The 17722-nt window shown below is 31.2% G+C and carries 17 protein-coding genes and 1 rRNA gene; 6 read left to right on the forward strand and 12 right to left on the reverse strand.

Annotated elements, in window-relative coordinates; all coding sequences use genetic code 11:
• Positions 1–19: 19 nt before the first annotated feature.
• Complete coding sequence (locus L0U77_RS07910) at positions 20–1528, reverse strand: GH3 auxin-responsive promoter family protein (RefSeq protein ID WP_101917644.1); 1509 nt, start codon at positions 1526–1528, stop codon at positions 20–22.
• Between the two features lie 75 nt (positions 1529–1603).
• On the opposite strand from L0U77_RS07910, the gene L0U77_RS07915 reads away from it, so the two are divergent.
• On the forward strand, positions 1604–2395 hold the full coding sequence (locus L0U77_RS07915; protein ID WP_233900235.1) for a DUF2797 domain-containing protein: 792 nt from the start codon (positions 1604–1606) through the stop codon (positions 2393–2395).
• 121 nt (positions 2396–2516) lie between these two features.
• On the opposite strand, the gene L0U77_RS07920 is transcribed toward L0U77_RS07915, so the two are convergent.
• The gene (locus L0U77_RS07920; protein WP_233897837.1) at positions 2517–4733 is read right to left on the reverse strand and encodes a carboxy terminal-processing peptidase; all 2217 of its coding nucleotides are present in this window, start codon (positions 4731–4733) and stop codon (positions 2517–2519) included.
• Positions 4734–4974: 241 nt separating this feature from the next.
• Between L0U77_RS07920 and surE the strand changes: the two genes are divergently transcribed.
• The 4 genes from surE to L0U77_RS07940 are packed head-to-tail and all read left to right on the forward strand — an operon-like array spanning position 4975 to position 7791.
• Positions 4975–5745 (forward strand): 5'/3'-nucleotidase SurE, encoded by a 771-nt coding sequence (gene surE / locus L0U77_RS07925; protein ID WP_233900993.1) that lies wholly within the window; start codon positions 4975–4977, stop codon positions 5743–5745.
• Entirely contained in the window at positions 5733–6020 is a 288-nt protein-coding gene (locus tag L0U77_RS07930; RefSeq protein WP_233900237.1) for a hypothetical protein, read from the forward strand. Before surE ends, L0U77_RS07930 begins: the two co-directional genes overlap by 13 nt.
• 10 nt (positions 6021–6030) lie before the next feature.
• Positions 6031–7176: a lipid-A-disaccharide synthase gene (lpxB, locus tag L0U77_RS07935; protein WP_233884423.1), complete on the forward strand. Its 1146-nt coding sequence runs from the start codon at positions 6031–6033 to the stop codon at positions 7174–7176.
• Positions 7177–7200: 24 nt separating this feature from the next.
• Complete coding sequence (locus tag L0U77_RS07940; RefSeq protein WP_233884419.1) at positions 7201–7791, forward strand: C40 family peptidase; 591 nt, start codon at positions 7201–7203, stop codon at positions 7789–7791.
• A gap of 90 nt (positions 7792–7881) precedes the next feature.
• On the opposite strand, the gene L0U77_RS07945 is transcribed toward L0U77_RS07940, so the two are convergent.
• The 10 genes from L0U77_RS07945 to L0U77_RS07990 form a co-directional block, all read right to left on the reverse strand.
• Positions 7882–8526 carry a YceI family protein gene (locus tag L0U77_RS07945; protein WP_193700123.1) on the reverse strand — a complete coding sequence of 215 codons (645 nt, stop codon included), beginning with the start codon at positions 8524–8526 and terminating at the stop codon, positions 7882–7884.
• 82 nt (positions 8527–8608) lie between these two features.
• Positions 8609–9325, reverse strand: a complete 717-nt coding sequence (locus tag L0U77_RS07950; protein WP_101917632.1) for a tRNA threonylcarbamoyladenosine dehydratase — start codon at positions 9323–9325, stop codon at positions 8609–8611.
• Complete coding sequence (locus L0U77_RS07955; protein ID WP_233900994.1) at positions 9322–9960, reverse strand: TatD family hydrolase; 639 nt, start codon at positions 9958–9960, stop codon at positions 9322–9324. The genes L0U77_RS07950 and L0U77_RS07955 overlap by 4 nt, the downstream gene beginning before the upstream one ends.
• A gap of 11 nt (positions 9961–9971) precedes the next feature.
• Positions 9972–10664: a tRNA-uridine aminocarboxypropyltransferase gene (locus L0U77_RS07960; protein ID WP_233897832.1), complete on the reverse strand. Its 693-nt coding sequence runs from the start codon at positions 10662–10664 to the stop codon at positions 9972–9974.
• Positions 10665–10723: 59 nt separating this feature from the next.
• Entirely contained in the window at positions 10724–11176 is a 453-nt protein-coding gene (gene dtd / locus L0U77_RS07965) for a D-aminoacyl-tRNA deacylase (protein WP_233897831.1), read from the reverse strand.
• Positions 11177–12142, reverse strand: a complete 966-nt coding sequence (rsgA, locus tag L0U77_RS07970; protein WP_233897830.1) for a ribosome small subunit-dependent GTPase A — start codon at positions 12140–12142, stop codon at positions 11177–11179.
• 259 nt (positions 12143–12401) lie between these two features.
• On the reverse strand, positions 12402–13484 hold the full coding sequence (locus L0U77_RS07975; RefSeq protein WP_101917624.1) for a bifunctional 3-deoxy-7-phosphoheptulonate synthase/chorismate mutase type II: 1083 nt from the start codon (positions 13482–13484) through the stop codon (positions 12402–12404).
• Between the two features lie 20 nt (positions 13485–13504).
• On the reverse strand, positions 13505–14353 hold the full coding sequence (locus L0U77_RS07980) for a prephenate dehydrogenase (RefSeq protein WP_233897829.1): 849 nt from the start codon (positions 14351–14353) through the stop codon (positions 13505–13507).
• 65 nt (positions 14354–14418) lie between these two features.
• Positions 14419–15564 (reverse strand): pyridoxal phosphate-dependent aminotransferase, encoded by a 1146-nt coding sequence (locus L0U77_RS07985; RefSeq protein ID WP_233861027.1) that lies wholly within the window; start codon positions 15562–15564, stop codon positions 14419–14421.
• A complete protein-coding gene (locus L0U77_RS07990) occupies positions 15561–16403 on the reverse strand; it encodes a prephenate dehydratase (protein WP_101907782.1) in 843 nt (280 codons plus the stop codon). Before L0U77_RS07990 ends, L0U77_RS07985 begins: the two co-directional genes overlap by 4 nt.
• 951 nt (positions 16404–17354) lie before the next feature.
• Here L0U77_RS07990 and L0U77_RS07995 point away from each other — a divergent pair.
• Positions 17355–17722 (forward strand): 16S ribosomal RNA (locus tag L0U77_RS07995); the annotation flags it as partial.

The raw sequence follows: 17722 nt of genomic DNA on the forward strand, positions 1-17722 counted from the left end.
GAGGTATATACTTCGGCTTTTATAATTCGAGTAATTCTTCAATAAAATTACGAGAATTCGATAAACGAGGAACTTTATGTTGTCCTCCTAATTTTCCTTTTTTGGTAAACCAATCATAGAATAAATTTTCACGAGCAATATGTATTTTCGGCATTGCTAAAGTCATATTATGATATCGTTTGGCTTCATAATCCGAATTAATTTCTTGTAATGAACTGTCTAATAATTTGGTAAAAAGTGTTATATCTTCTGGTTTTTCATTAAATTCGATAATCCATTGATGTCCGCCACTTTTTTTATCTGCCATAAAAATAGGACCAACGGTATAATCCTTAATCGTTGCTTTTGTTTTTTTACAGGCTATTTTTAAGGCATCTTCGGCATTTTCGATGATTAATTCTTCTCCAAAAACATTAATATGATGTTTGGTGCGTCCTGTAATTTTTATGCGATACGGATTTGTATTGGTAAAACGGACGGTATCGCCAATTAAATAGCGCCATAAACCGCCATTAGTGGTAATAACAACGGCATAATTAATTCCTATTTCTACTTCGGATAATGGAATTGCAATAGAATTTTCGCCATCATATTGGCTCATCGGAATAAATTCATAAAAAATACCATAATCCAACATTAAGAGTAGTTCATCGGAATTATTAATATCTTGAATGGCAAAAAAACCTTCGGATGCATTATAGCTTTCGTAATATTTAAAATTTTTCTTCGGAATTAATTTTTTGTATTGTTCTCGATACGGATTAAAATTTACGCCTCCATGAAAATAAACTTCTAAATTAGGCCAAACCTCTAAGATATTATCTTTACCAGTTTTTTCTAAAACCCGATTTAAAAGTACCAACATCCAACTAGGAACGCCAAATAAACTGGTAATATTTTCATCAATAGTTTCATCAATAATGGCTTCAATTTTGGCTTCCCATTCATTCATTAATGATACTTCTTGGCTAGGAGCAGAGCTAAAATCTGCCCAAAAAGGCAAATTTTCTGTTAAAATCGCCGATAAATCACCAAAATAAGAATTGTTATTTTCATAAATTGCTGTGCTACCGCCAAGTTTTAAAGCTTTACCAGCAAACATGTTGGTATTTTCATTGTTCGAAACATATAAGCAGAGCATATCTTTTCCTGCTTTCAAATGACAATCTTCAATTGCTTGATCGCTTACAGGAATAAATTTACTTTTTGCATTGGTTGTTCCACTACTTTTTGCAAACCAACGGATAGGTGTTGGCCAAAACAAGTTCTGTTCGCCTTTTCGGCAACGTTCGATAAGCGGTTCAATACTTTCATATTGTTGAATAGGAATATTTTTAGTAAAATCGGCATATTTTTTAATAGATGAAAAATGATGTGCTTTTCCAAATTCAGTACTTTTAGCAGTCTGTATTAATTTTTGAAGCAATTCATCCTGAACATCAATAGGATATTTTAAAAATAATTCGACTTGGTGTTTACGCTTTTTTAAAAACCAAGAAATAATAGAATTTATAAATGGAAACGACATAGGTTACGACTTAATGATTTTTTTTACAGTTTTTTACAGTAAGTTTGTGAAGCTAAAAGTAATAAAATTTAAGACATGGAGTACCAAGGAATTTTAAAAAAAATGTCCACCGAAAATTTAGAGACCGTTCAATATTATTTAGATATGGGTTCGGATTTTATTAATATGAATCAGTTGTTAAACAGGCAAATAACATTAAGTTTTGTAGGGTATTCGTGTTTAAATTGTTCTTCTTCACAAGAAATATACCGTCAGGGTTTTTGTAAGAAGTGTTTTTTCGAAATGCCAAATGCAGGCGATTGGATTATGCGTCCTGAATTAAGCACGGCACATTTAGGCATCGAAGATAGAGATTTAGCCTATGAAAAAAGTGTACAATTAAAACCTCATATTGTATACTTAGCAAATTCGAGTAGCGTAAAAGTTGGTGTTACCAGAAAAGGACAAGTGCCAACTCGTTGGATAGATCAAGGAGCACATGAAGCCATCGAAATTGTGGAAGTACCAAACAGGTATTTAGCAGGAATTACGGAAGTTGCTTTAAAAGCGTATGTTGCTGATAAAACCAATTGGCGAAAAATGCTAAAAAATGATGTTGTTGATGAAAGTTTGGTCGCTTGGAAAGAGAAATTAAGCGCTTTTATTCCTGAACAAGCCAAGCAATATATTATCGAAAATAATGAAGAAACGCAAATTAATTTTCCTGTTGATAAATATCCGTTGAAACCTAAAAGTTTAAATATTGTAAAATCAGAAACATATACGGGTGTTTTAGTAGGCGTAAAAGGACAATATTTAATTTTTGATGATGAAACGGTTTTTAATGTGCGTTCCAATGAAGGGTTGATTGTAACTATAAAAATTTAAAAATTTAAGAATTTTAATATTTTAACGATGCTTTTATAAGATGAACAAGGGATTTAAAATCCCTTGTTTTTGTCTTATTTTTTGTGTTTTTTTTGCTTTTATTTTTTGTTGAACTTTAACATTATTGTTTGATAATTGTATAATTTTCTGTCATTTTAAGTTCACTTAATACGTTTAGTGCTTCGTTTAAGTAAATATCTTTTTTCAGATTTTTATGCCAAACAACGCGTTTTTCTTTTAAGATGGTATCTTTTGAAAACAGCTTTAGTTCATATTTAGGCGATTTAAATGCTAAATCAGAATCGAATTTAAAGATATCTTTAAACTTTTTACTTTCCTTAATTTTGGTTTCGCTTTCTTTTTTAAAAGTGCTATATTTTAAGGAATACACATTTTCTTCTTGATTTTTCTTCAACCATTTAGCATAATTATTAATTTCGTTAAATTTCTGATTATGCAATACACGTTGCTGACTATTGTACACGGCATCGCTAAAATTACGATAAGAATTTGTAGGATGATAGTTTGCTTGTTGTACTTTATCCCAAGGCAAAGCACCGTCTAAATCACGTTCACCAAATTCCATATAACTATATTTTGATGGCAATGCGATATCGGAATACACGCCTTCAATTTGAGTTGAGCCACCATTTATGCGATAAAATTTTTGAATAGTCATTTTTAACGCTCCTAAATCGCTTGGATATTTTTCATAAAAACGATTGATTGGCATTACATTCTGTACCGTTCCTTTTCCGTAGGTTTGTTTTCCACCGATAATAATTCCTCGTTTATAATCTTGCATAGCGGCGGCAAAAATTTCAGAAGCCGAAGCTGAAAACTCATTAACCATCACGACTAAAGGACCGTTCCATTGTGTTTTGGTATCGGTATCATTTTTAACAAGTGGTGCTTCTCCACGATATTTCACTTGTACAATTGGTCCTTCTTTGATAAATAATCCACCAATTTCGATAGCTGTTTTTAACGATCCACCACCATTGTTTCTCAAATCGACAATTAATCCTTTTACGTTTTCATTTTTCAAACGGTCGATTTCTTTTTCCATGTCTTTAGCGGCATCTCTACGGCTTAAATCATTAAAATCAATATAAAATCGAGGAAGATTGATAACGCCATATTTTTCGCCATTTTTTTCAACAATGCTCGATTTTACAAAAGTTTCCTCTAGTTCAACAACATCTCGAATAATTGGAATTGTTTTAATAGTTCCGTCAATTTTTTTCTTTACGGTTAAACGCACTTCTGTTCCTTTTTTTCCTTTGATAAATTTAATAGCATCGTCCAAACGCATTCCTACAATATCTAGTGGTTTTTCATCGGATTGTGCAACTTTTAAAATAATATCGTCAGGTTCAAGTTCTCCTTGTTTCCAAGCAGGACCTCCAGAGATGAGTTCTACAACATGCGTATACATTCCTTTTTTTTGTAAACGAGCGCCAATTCCTTCTAATTTCCCTGACATTTCTTGGTCAAAACGAGATTTTATTCGGGGTGACATATAGGTTGTATGTGGATCAAAACCACTTACGACACTATTTAAAAAAGTAGAATACCAATCAGAATTTTCAAGTTCATCAATGCGTTCATATAGTTCATTCATGTTGGTTAAAACTTCTTTTCGGGCTTCAATTTCTAATTCTTTAAAACTCTTTTTAGTTTTATTTTTAGTTGATTTTTCAAGTTTTTCTGATTTATCCTTTTTTTCTGATGAATTTTGAGCTGTTTCTGCTTCTTCAATTCTACTTAAAATAGAAAGTTTTAATTGTTTTCTCCAGTAATCAACTAATTCGAGTTCATCTTTTGCAAAGGGTAAGTTTTCATAATCAACATTAATTACTTCATTTTTTTTATAATTAAAAGGCTGTGCTAACAATGTGCGATAATTGTTTTTAGCGGCTGTTAATTTTTCTAAAAATCGATGATAGACTAATTTATAAAAGTCAATATTAGTGTTTCGTAATTGGTCGTCTATTTGATATTTAAATTGAGAAAATTCTTTTAAATCTTCTTGGGTAAAATATCTTTTATTAGGGTCTAAACCATCAATAAAGCTGGTGTAAACATGTTCTGAAAAATCATCATTTAATTCTTTTTTAACATAATGATATCGGCTTAAAATATTTTTTAAAACATAGACAATAACTCTGTCTTTTTCAGGATCTTTGCTTAGATGTCTGTTGACATATTTGCTAGAGTCTTGTGCTTTGTTTTGGCTTGATTTTTTGCGTATTTTTTCATCAAAACTACTTGAGTAAATAGAGCTTGAAAATAATACTATACTTGCTATAAATGGAATGATAAACTTCTTCTTCATATATCTTCTGTATTTTAATGGGAATATCAGCAATGCTAAACTACTAAAATAATGCCATTTTTTTACTTTTAATTTTTATTTCGATTTGATGTTGTTCTTGTTGTTTATTTTATAGCGATATTCTGAGGTTTTATGGTTTTTGAGTTACAATTTTACGCATAAAACATAGGATTCTATCTTTAATAAATGTTAAAATAAGAGTGCTTTTTTTATGTTACATTTGTTGTAAAACAAACACCCTATGCAAAAAAGACCTTTAATTTTGGTAACGAATGATGATGGAATTACCGCGCCAGGTATTCGAATGTTAATTCAAATAATGAATGAAATAGGCGATGTAATTGTGGTTGCCCCAGATAATCCACAAAGTGGTATGGGACACGCGATTACAGTAAATAATGTATTACATTGTAATGCTATTGAAATAGATCAAGGACCCCAAATAGAATATAGTTGTTCTGGTACGCCTGCCGATTGTGTTAAAATGGCGAAAAATGAAATTTTAAATCGTACGCCAGATTTATGTGTTTCAGGAATAAATCACGGAGCAAATTCATCGATAAGTGTTATTTATTCGGGAACAATGAGCGCCGCTGTAGAAGCTGGTATTGAAGGAATTCCTGCTATTGGTTTTTCTTTATTAGATTTTGATTGGCATGCCGATTTTGGTGCTGCTAAAGAATCGATCAAAAGAATAGTAATCAATGTTTTAACAAACGGATTGCCTGATGGCGTTGTTTTAAACGTAAATATTCCGAAGTTAAAAGAAGAAGAAATTAAAGGAGTTCGTGTTTGTCGTCAAGCAAATGGTTTTTGGAAAGAAAATTTTGACAAACGAAAAAGTCCAAACGGTAAAGAATATTATTGGTTGTCAGGAGAATTTATCAACAAAGATAAAGGCGAAGATACCGATATTTGGGCATTAGAAAATGGCTATATATCTATGGTGCCTGTACAATTCGATATGACAGCACATCATGCAATTCAAAAAATAAATTCATGGGATATATAACAAAAGAAATAATAATTGGAATTTTTGTAGCCATACTAGCCACCATTGCTGGATTTTATCTTTATTTAGAATTTATATCTGTAGGCACACTTAGCGAAACATTCATGAAAATACGAGAAGGTGGCGTTTTAGGATCGGTATTAGCATTGGCGAGTATTCCTAATTTAGTCGTTTTTTGGATTTTTTTAAAGAAAAATCAAGAATATAGAGCTAGAGGCGTTCTAATAATTACCGTAATCATAGCGTTACTAACATTTATTTTGAAATTTTTATAAGATATCATTTATGAAATATTACATTCTTGTAGGGGAAGCTTCTGGAGATTTACACGGAGCTAATTTGATGAAATCGTTATTAAAAGAAGATCCAACAGCCGAAATTCGTTTTTGGGGCGGTGATTTAATGCAAGAAGTAGGCGGAACGCTTGTAAAACATTACAAAGAACGTGCTTTTATGGGATTTATTGAGGTATTCTTAAATTTGAAAAAAATTCTAGGAATGCTTTCTTTCTGTAAAAAAGATATTGCAAATTTTAAGCCTGATGTCTTAATTTTTATAGATAATTCAGGGTTTAATCTTCGGATTGCCAAATGGGCAAAACAACAAGGTTTTAGAACAAATTATTATATTTCACCTCAAGTTTGGGCAAGTAGAGCCAGTAGAGTACAAGATATAAAACGAGATATTGACCAAATGTTTGTCATTCTTCCGTTTGAAAAAGAATTTTATCAAAAATATAATTATGAGGTAAATTTTGTTGGACATCCGCTAATTGACGCAATTGCTGATAGAAAATCATTAAATGAACAGGATTTTAGAACAAAATATCAGTTAGGAGATAAAAAAATTATCGCTATATTACCTGGAAGTAGAAAGCAAGAAATTACAAAAATGCTGTCGGTAATGCTGTCGTTAGTGCCTGATTTTTCAGAATATCAGTTTGTAATTGCGGGAGCTCCAAGCCAACCTTTTGAGTTTTATAAAACATTTATCGATACTTTTGAAGCTCGTTTTCCCGAAGGTAAAAAAATCAAATTTATCAACAATAAAACGTACGATTTATTAAGTGTTTCACACGTTGCTTTGGTTGCTTCGGGTACCGCAACCCTAGAAACAGCTTTGTTTAAAGTACCTCAAGTAGTTTGCTATAAGGGAAGTACGATTTCGTATCAAATTGCAAAACGAATTATTACCTTGGAATATATTTCGCTTGTCAATTTAATAATGAATCGGGAAGTTGTGAAAGAATTGATTCAAAATGAGTTTACAAAAGAAAATTTATCCAATGAATTACAACGAATTTTAATGCCCGATACACGACAAAAATTACTTTCAGCATACACCGATTTAGAACAAAAATTAGGTGGAAAAGGCGCATCAGCAATAACTGCAAAATTAATTGTAGAAGGATTAAAAGAAGCTAAAAATTAAAAAAAACAATTAAAAATAGTATTTATGATGCTTCAAAAACTAGGATTCTTTTTATTTCTTTCTTTCTTATTCATTTCTTGTGGAACTTCTAAGAATATATCGAAGTATCGAAAAATTAAAAATAGTGCTAATAGCGTCATTTATATACATAAAAAAATCAATACAAAATCTGGAGGTAAATCACCTAAAAAAGTATCTAAAAAATCAACAAACAATTCAAAAAATACGCCTTCTATTGCCGATAAAATTGTTTGGACAGCTGTAAGTTATAAAGGAGCTCCGTACAAATTTGGCGGAACGACCAAAAGAGGAATGGATTGTTCGGGTTTAATTCATACATCTTTTAGTTTTCGGAAGATTTCAATGCCAAGAACATCACGAGAAATGTCTCGAAAAGGCTATGATATTTCACTTGGAAAAGTAAAACGAGGTGATTTAGTATTTTTTAAAACATCAAGAAGAAGAGCAGGCATAAACCATGTAGGTTTGGTTACTTCGGTAAAACGGGGCGATGTTCGTTTTATACATGCAAGTACTTCTAGTGGTGTTATTATCAGCTCATTACGTGATAGTTATTGGCGGAAATCATTTGTAAAAGCTAAAAGAGTTTTGTAATTTTCTTAAAATAATTTAAGAATTAAAGCAAAAAACCTGAACAATACTGTTCAGGTTTTTTTATAAAATATTTTAAATCAGCTACTAAAATTATTTTTTAGCTTTAATATCAAAAGAAATTTCCATTAAATCATTAATGAATTTATCTTTTAAAGCTGCATCAATTTTTTTAGATTTATAAGTAACACCAAAATCTGTTCTATCAATATTAAAAACCTCACTTTTAAAAGTTACTACGTCTTCATTTTGAGTAACGGTTGCAGGAATTGTGATACTTTTTGTAGTTCCTCTAAGTGTTAAATTACCAGTTACCTGTAATTTTCCATCTTTAGTTTCAGAACTTGCGATTTCAAATTTAGCGGTAGGGAATTTTTCAACATCAAAAAAGTCTGCATCTTTTAAATGTTTTTCTAATTTTTCTTTACCATCAGCAACTTCTAAATCGCTACAAGAAATTGAAGTCATATCAATGGTAAACTCACCTGATTTAAGCACTTCATTTTCAATATCAAACACACCGTTAGTAATATTAACAACGCCATTATGTGAACCTGTAGGCTTATTTCCTTTCCAAGTTACGGTAGATTCAGCAATATTTGCTTTGTACGAATTAAGTACATTTTCTACTTTTTTGATGTCTTTAACTTCTTCGTTAGCCGTAACTTTATTTTTTTCTGATTTACAAGAAACCGCTGTAATTGCGATAAGAGCAATTGCTAAAATTGATTTTTTCATGTTGATTGATTTTTTTAGGATTGATTATTAATAAACTTAAATAATTACGGCAAATATACTTTAAAAATAGTTTCCGTGGGAATTATTTTTTTGTTAAGATTTTGTTAATAACATAAGAACTAGCTTGTAAGCCAAAAGCGGCGGGCATATAACTGATTGTTCCATAAAAAGATTTTTTAAAATTATTTCCATCGGTTAATTGTAAACTTTCCGGAATTTGGATTTCTTCGGAATAGACAGCCATAACACCTTTATCGACTTTTCGTTCTTTTAATCTTTTTTTAAGTGCTCGTGCCATTTTACAGTTTTTAGTTTTGCTGATATCTTTAACGACTATTTTACTGGCATCTAATTTTCCGCCAGCTCCCATGGCGCTTATCAATTTGACTTTTTTTCTTTTAGCGGCAACGATTAAATTAATTTTCGGTGTGATACTATCAATACAATCTAAAACATAATCATATTTTGGGTTTACAATTTCAAAAGCTCTTTCTGGCGATAAAAATTCTTGAATTTCTGTAAGTTCGATATTGGGATTTATATCTTTAATTCTTTGGGCAACTACGCTAACTTTCGATTTTCCAATCGTACTATTTAAGGCGGGTAATTGTCTGTTTATGTTTGTTTTATCAAAATCATCCCCATCAACAATGGTCATTTTTCCAACGCCTGCTCTTGCGATAAATTCGGCAGCAAATGAGCCAACGCCTCCTAAACCAACAATTAAAATATGTGCTTTTTGGAGTTTTTCAATGCCTTCTTTTTTAACTAATAATTCCGTTCTTTCTAACCAACTCATTGTATAAATATCGTATTAAAATTTTGATGTATTTTTTCTTGTATTTTTTTGATGTTACTATTTTTGATGCTACTTGCTTTTTGATAAATTTCGATAATATCAATTTCTGCGTCATCGGTTTCTAAAAATATTTTATCGATCGGAATATTTTCAAACACTTTTTGTAGTTTATCGGAATATAAAAGGGCTTTTCCGAAGGATAAAAAACAATCATTTTTTATAAGTTCTAAAGCAATTTGATTATTTTTATGAAAACCGTGAATCAGCCATTTTTGTGAAGGTTTCAGTTCTTTTTTAATTTGAATAATTTCTTGAAAAGATTTTACACAATGAATAATCAGTGGTTTTTTAAAGGCTTCGGATAATTGAATATGTTCTTTAAAAACCTTAATTTGAAGTAGATAATTTATTTTTGATAATTTATCTAAACCACATTCTCCAACGGCATAACAATTTTTATGAAGTAGTTTTTTTTTGATAAAGATAAGTTCATCTTCAATTTTTTCTTCAAGAATAAACCACGGATGAATCCCGATAGAAAACGGCGTATTAAAATCTGTTGAATTAGGATAACAATTTAAAATATTGAAATCCTTTTTGAAATTTTGATGCGTATGAATATTTATAAATTTCACAAAAAAGACCACTAATTTTCTTGTTCAAAAATAATACTTCTTTCCATATTTTTCTTATAAACATTCTTAGGAACAAGCTCTTTATTATTTGTATCTAGCATACATTCAATTTGATGGGCAATCATTTTTTCAAAAGGAAGCAAAAAACTCTTGGTGTCACATTGTTCTAAATTACTTTGATTAAGTAAATTTAAAACGGTGTAAACAGATTCAATAGTACTAAGGCAAAGCGGCGCAGGTTGTTGCTTAATAGTAAATTTCGATTTTATTTTATTATCAAAACTTACTCTTTTTAGTTTTTGTAAGTTTTTACTCAATTTAAGCATTTTACGAGCGCAAGGCCATGTTCCATCGAGAATAAAAATGTGTGGATTATCCCCCATAAAGGAAATTATTTCTGAACTTTTCTTTACTGATAAGTTGAAGCTATCTTCTCCTGGATAAAGTAAAAAAGAAGAGTTTTTTTCATTATTCAGTATTTCATTTACACGTTTATTATTTGTAAAATCTACCCCAACGATAATTTCTGAATTTTCAAGCTGAAGATTGGTCATACGTCCCGTTCCGTTTTTTTCTTTTTTGTACTCTTTCGGGTGCATAAGAATAATAAAACGAGTCTTGGTTTGGATATGATTAATGTGTTTACAAATACATGAAGATGAAGGCATCATGCATTTGTAACATTTGCTTCTTGGATTTTTCATTTATACTTTTAAAGTGAATATCTTTTTGTTGAATTGCTACTAACTATAAAACAGCAGTTTTACACTTTATTTTTACTATCAATAATAATTGTAACAGGTCCATCGTTTAAAAGTTCGATTTTCATGTCGGCACCAAATTCTCCTGTTTGCACTTTTTTTTCTAAATTTCCTTCTACTTTTTCAATAAATGCTTCATATAAAGGAATGGCAATTTCAGGTTTTGCCGCATTCATATAACTTGGTCTATTCCCTTTTTTGGTGGATGCTTGTAACGTAAACTGACTTACAATAATTGCATCTCCTTTGATATCAATTAATGACTTATTCATCACATCATTTTCATCATTAAAAATTCGAAGATTCGTTATTTTTTTAGATAACCAATTGATATCTTCTTGTGTATCTTCATTGGTTATTCCAATAAGAATTAGTAAACCATTTTGAATATCGGCAACTTTTTGATTTTCAATTGTTACACTTGCTTTGCTTACTCTTTGAATTACAGCTTTCATTTATTCTTGATCTTTTTCCCAAATATCGGTTCTATAATGTTCTTCTTCGCCTTCTAAAATTTGCAAATAACTTTTATAGCGTTCCCAAGAAATTGTATCGGCTTCTAGGGCATCTTTCACGGCGCATTTCGGTTCATTTACATGAATACAATTATTGAATTTACAATCTTGTTTTAGGGCAAAAAACTCTGGAAAATAATCGCCTAATTCTTCTTTATCAATATCAACGACACCAAATCCTTTAATTCCAGGCGTGTCAATAATTCGTGCATCATTTGGGTTTTCGAGGTTTAAATCGAACATTTCGGCAAAAGTGGTGGTATGTTTTCCTTGATTATGTTGGTCGGAAATTTCTTTAGTTTTTAGGTTTAAACTAGGGTCAATGGTGTTTACCAGGGTTGTTTTTCCAACGCCTGAATGCCCTACAAACATAGATGTTTTTCCGAGCATTATTTTTTTAATGGCATCGACATTATTATTTTCTTTTGCTGATACTTCAATACAGGTATATCCGATATTTTCGTAAATATCTTTAAGGTATAAAATTTCGCCACGTTCTTCTATTTTATAGGAATCTATTTTGTTGAAAACTAAAATTGTATCAATTCTGTATGCTCTTGCGGATACTAAAAATCGATCAATAAAAGTGGTAAAAGTGGGCGGATTATTAATGGTAATTAGCAAAAAAACTTGGTCAATATTTGCGGCAATAATATGTGTTTGTTTCGATAAATTTACCGATTTACGAACGATAAAGTTATTACGTTCATGAATATTGGTAATTACTCCTGTTTCTTCATTATTTTTGGTTTCTAGGTCAAAATCAACGATATCTCCCACGGCGATTGGGTTGGTACTTTTGATGTCTTTTAGTCGAAATTTTCCTTTGATACGGCATTTGTATAAAACGTCCTCAGACTTTACCCAATACCAACTTCCTGTAGATTTATATACGATTCCTGTCATGCTACAAAGATGCAGAAATTAATTCTTAAAATTAATTTTTTAAGTTTGATTTATTTGTCGCTATTTTCTGTTTTTTGCGGGTTCTTTTTTTTGAAGAATATTTTATTGGGATATTTAAATTGAATCACATATAATTTTGGCGATTTACGATAGGGCGAAGCTAAAATAGATAGGGGCAGACCTGTGTGTCTGCCCCAATATTGTATTTTTTTAGGTTTTGATATTTTGAGTACTTATTAAAAAATCAGAAAGAATTAATTTATCCTTTGATAATTTTTTCTTGATGATTGATAGATTCTTGATGAACAGCTTTAAACATTTTGAGTACAAACTCTTCGCTTAAACCTTTGCTTTCTCCTTCAAGAATCATGTTTCCAAGAATTTCGTTCCAGCGTCTTGATTGTAGCACGGCAACATTCATATCTTTTTTCAAAGCTCCGATTTTATCGGCAACTTTCATTCTTTTGCTCATCATATCGATTAATTGTCCATCAATCACGTTAATTTGAGCTCTTAAATTTTCTAAAGATTCTCTGTAACTAGAATCGGTTTCGGTTGCTTTTCTAATTTTCAAATCTTCCATGATTTGTTTTAATTTATCAGGCGTAACTTGTTGAGCGGCGTCGCTCCAAGCATTTTCAGGATCGAAATGCGTTTCAATCATTAAGCCATCAAAATTCAAATCTAACGCAGTTTGACACACATCAAAAATCATTTCTCTATTTCCTGTAATATGCGAAGGATCACAAATTAATGGTAAATCAGGAAATCTATTTTGAAATTCGATAGCAATTTGCCATTCAGGAATATTTCTATATTTCGATTTTTCGTAGGTAGAAAACCCTCTATGAATAGCTCCTAAATTTTTAATTCCAGCGGTATATAAGCGTTCGATTCCACCTAACCATAAGGCTAAATCTGGGTTTACAGGATTTTTAACCAATACAATTTTATCCGTTCCTTGTAAGGCATCGGCAATTTCTTGCATAATAAATGGCGATACCGTTGAACGTGCGCCAATCCATAATAAATCAATATCGTGTTCTAAAGCCAATTTTACGTGTGCTGCGTTTGCCACTTCGGTACAGGTTTTCATACCTGTTTCTGCTTTTACTTTTTGCAACCACTTTAAACCTAACGCGCCTACGCCTTCAAAATTCCCAGGTCTTGTTCTTGGTTTCCAAATTCCTGCTCTAAAATAGTTTACATCAGAATCTTTTAATTCGTGTGCAATTTTTAAAACCTGTTCTTCGGTTTCTGCACTACAAGGCCCTGCTATTACTAGTGGATGTGCTAAATTCATATCATCCAACCATGTTCTTAATTCTTTTGTATTCTTCATTTTAATTATTATTGTGGCTATTATTTTATGCCGTTTAATATTTGTTTTATATGATTTGTACTTTCCATTTTGTTATAAATTTCTGTAAAATCATCTTTTTTCATTAGTTCTTTAAATTCTTGCAAATTAGTTATATATTCTTCTAAAGTTTCTATAACATTATTTTTATTTTGCTTGAAAATTGGTGTCCACATTGCGGGCGAACTTTTTGCTAAACGTACTGTTGATGCAAAACCTGAACCAGCCATATCAAAAATATCACGTTCATTTCTTTCTTTTTCGATAACGGTTTTACCGAGCATAAAAGAGCTAATGTGCGATAAATGTGATACATATGCAATATGTTTATCGTGTGATTCTGCGTCCATATAACGTATTCTCATGCCTATTTTCGCAAAAATCTCTAATGCTTTTTCTTGTAATTTAAACGCTGTTTTTTCGACTTCACAAATAATATTTGTTTTTTGTTGAAATAAATTTTGATGCGCTGCGGTTGGTCCAGAAAATTCTGTTCCTGCAATTGGGTGCGTTGCTAAAAAATTTCTTCTTTTCGGATGCGTTTTAATTTCGTTGCAAATTAATGATTTTGTTGAACCTACATCAAAAACGAGACAAGTATCTGATACGATTGTTAATATTTTCGGTAATAATTCGATAGTTACATCAACAGGAATTGAAATAATAACGATATCGGCTTTATCTAGTTCTTCGAAGGTTGCTTTTTTTTGAATAACGCCAATTTTCAGGGCTTCTTCTAAGTGATTATCGTTGGCATCAATGCCGTATATAGTTGCTTCTGGATATTCTCGTTGAATATCCAAGACCATACTTCCGCCAATTAAACCAACGCCAATTACAAATACATTCATATTTTTTATTTTAGATCATTTCGTTGCTTTTTTTGCTTGAAATGTTATTTTACGATGCCTTTTTTTTAGGCAAATCGACTAATTGCTTCTTGAATTACTTTTTTTGAGATACATAATGAGAAGCGAATATATCCTTCTCCTTGCGAACCAAAAACCGTTCCAGGGGTAATAAATATATCTTTTGTATATAAAATTTCATCGGCAATTTCTTCGGATGTTTTTCCTTCAGGAATTTTCGCCCAAACAAATAATCCTGTGGAATTTTTATTGTAGGTACATTTTAGGATATCGGCAAGTTGAAAAATTAATTCTCTACGTTCTTGGTATGTTTTATTTTGAGTTTTAAACCATTGATCGGACAAATGTAATGCTTCAATTGCGCCTTTTTGAATTCCGTAAAACATTCCAGAATCCATATTACTTTTTACTTTTAATATTTGGTTGATAAAATTCGGATTTCCTAAAACCATTCCAACTCTCCAGCCCGCCATATTAAAGGTTTTGCTTAATGAATTTAATTCTAAAGCGATGTCTTTTGCGCCATCAACTTGTAAAATACTGATAGGATTATCATTTAAAATAAAACTATACGGATTATCATTTACGATTAAAATTTGATGTTTTTTTCCAAAGGCGATTAATTTTTCAAAAGTATCGAGTGTTGCATTTGTTCCTGTTGGCATGTGTGGATAATTCACCCACATAATTTTCACGTTTTCTAAATCTAACTTTTCTAATTCTTCAAAATCGGGTTGCCAATTAGAGACATCATTTAAGTTATAAAAAATGGGATTTGCTCCGACCAATTTGGTAACGGAAGTATAGGTTGGATATCCAGGATTTGGAATTAATACGGCATCGCCTTGATTCAAAAATGCCATAGAAATATGCATAATTCCTTCTTTACTGCCCATTAGCGGTAATATTTCATTTTCAGGATTTACTGAAACGTTAAATTTTTGTTGATAAAACGTAGCAATAGCGTTTCGTAATTCTGGTAATCCTTGATAGCTTTGATATTTATGTGCAACGGCGTGTTCAAAACTTTCCTGAATTGCGTTTATTACGATTGGCGGCGGCAATAAATCGGGGCTTCCGATTCCCATATTGATAATTGGTTTCCCTTGGGATGCTAATTCTCTAACTTCTCTTAATTTTTTAGAGAAGTAGTATTCTTGTACGGTATTTAATCTTTTTGCTGGTTGAATCATTTTCTTCCGTTTTTGTATGCTCCTAATATTTTCAAATTTTCCGCCATTATTTCTATAATTGCGATTGCTTTTTCATAGTGTTGATATTCATCAAAAGTAACATCAACGAAGAAGGAATATTTCCATGGAGCTTCTATTACTGGTAGCGATTGAATTTTTGTTAAATTCATTTTACAATCGCTTAATACGTTTAATATGGTTGCTAAACTGCCTCTTTTGTGGTCTAGTTGAAATTTAAGTGATGCTTTATTGCTATTTTTGATAGTATTATCGCTATTATTTTGGTGATTTCTTTTTTTGGTTTCTAGTATTACGAATCGGGTTGCATTTTCTTTGATTGTTTGAATGCTGTCTTCGATAATGTTTAGGTTAAATATTTCTGCGGCGATTTTTGGAGCAATTGCAGCGACTCCTTTTAGGTTATTTTGAGCGATTCTTTTAGCGACTTCAGCGGTATCGACATCTTCGATTAGTTTTATTTTCGGATATTTTTTAAAAAATTCTTTACATTGCAGGAGTGCCATTGGATGTGAGCAAACTTCTTTGATATCTTCAATTTTCTGATTGGGCAATGCCATTAAATGGTGATGAATATTTAAATATTGTTCACCTATTATTTGTAAATTATGGTTATCGATGAGTGCATAATTCGGAATAATCGAACCAGCGATGGTATTTTCGAGTGCCATAATTCCGATAGTTGCTTTTTCATTTAGCAGATTATCTACTAAAGTATCAAAGGACATACATTCTATTATTTGTGTTTTTCCGTAAAAGTCACGAGCTACTTTATGATGGTTAGAGCCTTCTGCTCCTTGAATTGCTATAATTTCTTTCATTTTTAGTCAAAAAAAAAGCCTCGATATCGAGACTTTATAATTATATATGTTATTTAACATTACGATACAAAGTCTCAGTTCTTATTAAAGAAATAAAAATAGAAATAGAATCCTTTGTTATTATTTTGTAATGTCATTTTTGTTTTTGTTGTGTCTGACAAATCTAAAGATTAATCTGATAAAAACAAATTAGTTCGGTTATATTTATTAAATAGGGTTCATTATTGTAGTTTTTGTTTGATTTTTTTGGAGCTATTTCCCGCTTTCTGCACTCGCTTTTTTTTGAAGAAAAATCAAAAAAAGAGCTCAAACAGATGCTTCAATCGGGGCTAAGTCTATTTACTATGTTTGTTTTTAGCTATTTAGTTTCGTTTTTTATACGCTATCGCGAGCATCTTGCTTGTGCCGATAGTAATAAGAGTTAAAAATGGGGAAATTGATGTCGTTCAAATTTTGTTTATGATAAATAATAATTAAGGTTTAATGCTTTGAAAATCAGCGATTAGTAAAATACTTTAAAAATAAACAAATAAAATCCCTTGTCAGTCCAATAAAAGGGCGTAGATTTGCAACCGCTAACGGAAAAACACAAGTTTAAAAGTTAACAAGGTTCATTAAAATGTCGTTAAGTATTACATTAATAAAATGTAAAAAATAAGTTAAGTTTATCTTGTTTAAAACAAATTAAAGAATGTATATTTGCAACCGCTTTAAGAAATGCATTAAAGCAAAACGATCAAGAAATTTTGGAATGATTTTTAAGCTAAAAATCAGTTAGTTCAATTCTAGCATTTCTACAAAAAATGATAAGAGTAAAATCTTATCTGTAACTAAATAAGTTACGTTCATTGAAAATATTGAAATTGACAGCGTAAATAAGAGTAGAATAACCATAACTTTTAATTAAGTTAAATTCTTTTGAAACTTATTCATTCATATTATTTAAAATATACAATGAAGAGTTTGATCCTGGCTCAGGATGAACGCTAGCGGCAGGCTTAACACATGCAAGTCGAGGGGTAACAGGTAGCTTGCTATGCTGACGACCGGCGAACGGGTGCGTAACGCGTATAGAATCTGCCTTGTACAGGAGGATAGCCTTTAGAAATGAAGATTAACACTCCATAATATAGTGATTCGGCATCGAACCACTATTAAACATTTATGGGTACAAGATGACTATGCGTCCTATTAGCTAGATGGTAAGGTAACGGCTTACCATGGCAACGATAGGTAGGGGGTCTGAGAGGATTATCCCCCACACTGGTACTGAGACACGGACCAGACTCCTACGGGAGGCAGCAGTGAGGAATATTGGT

Origin of the sequence: Tenacibaculum piscium (genome assembly GCF_021390715.1) — a bacterium.
Classification (GTDB): Bacteria; Bacteroidota; Bacteroidia; order Flavobacteriales; family Flavobacteriaceae; genus Polaribacter; species Polaribacter piscius.

Excerpts from the sequence above, each read along its gene's own strand:
- dtd (WP_233897831.1), bottom strand. The coding sequence starts at position 11,176 with ATGAAAGCTGTAATTCAAAGAGTAAGCAAAGCAAGTGTAACAATTGAA.
- L0U77_RS07930 (WP_233900237.1), top strand. The coding sequence starts at position 5,733 with ATGGGATATATAACAAAAGAAATAATAATTGGAATTTTTGTAGCCATA.
- L0U77_RS07975 (WP_101917624.1), bottom strand. The coding sequence starts at position 13,484 with ATGAAGAATACAAAAGAATTAAGAACATGGTTGGATGATATGAATTTA.
- rsgA (WP_233897830.1), bottom strand. The coding sequence starts at position 12,142 with ATGACAGGAATCGTATATAAATCTACAGGAAGTTGGTATTGGGTAAAG.
- L0U77_RS07985 (WP_233861027.1), bottom strand. The coding sequence starts at position 15,564 with ATGATTCAACCAGCAAAAAGATTAAATACCGTACAAGAATACTACTTC.
- L0U77_RS07990 (WP_101907782.1), bottom strand. The coding sequence starts at position 16,403 with ATGAAAGAAATTATAGCAATTCAAGGAGCAGAAGGCTCTAACCATCAT.
- L0U77_RS07960 (WP_233897832.1), bottom strand. The coding sequence starts at position 10,664 with ATGAAAAATCCAAGAAGCAAATGTTACAAATGCATGATGCCTTCATCT.
- surE (WP_233900993.1), top strand. The coding sequence starts at position 4,975 with ATGCAAAAAAGACCTTTAATTTTGGTAACGAATGATGATGGAATTACC.
- L0U77_RS07910 (WP_101917644.1), bottom strand. The coding sequence starts at position 1,528 with ATGTCGTTTCCATTTATAAATTCTATTATTTCTTGGTTTTTAAAAAAG.
- L0U77_RS07940 (WP_233884419.1), top strand. The coding sequence starts at position 7,201 with ATGATGCTTCAAAAACTAGGATTCTTTTTATTTCTTTCTTTCTTATTC.
- L0U77_RS07980 (WP_233897829.1), bottom strand. The coding sequence starts at position 14,353 with ATGAATGTATTTGTAATTGGCGTTGGTTTAATTGGCGGAAGTATGGTC.
- L0U77_RS07945 (WP_193700123.1), bottom strand. The coding sequence starts at position 8,526 with ATGAAAAAATCAATTTTAGCAATTGCTCTTATCGCAATTACAGCGGTT.
- L0U77_RS07915 (WP_233900235.1), top strand. The coding sequence starts at position 1,604 with ATGGAGTACCAAGGAATTTTAAAAAAAATGTCCACCGAAAATTTAGAG.
- L0U77_RS07920 (WP_233897837.1), bottom strand. The coding sequence starts at position 4,733 with ATGAAGAAGAAGTTTATCATTCCATTTATAGCAAGTATAGTATTATTT.
- lpxB (WP_233884423.1), top strand. The coding sequence starts at position 6,031 with ATGAAATATTACATTCTTGTAGGGGAAGCTTCTGGAGATTTACACGGA.
- L0U77_RS07950 (WP_101917632.1), bottom strand. The coding sequence starts at position 9,325 with ATGAGTTGGTTAGAAAGAACGGAATTATTAGTTAAAAAAGAAGGCATT.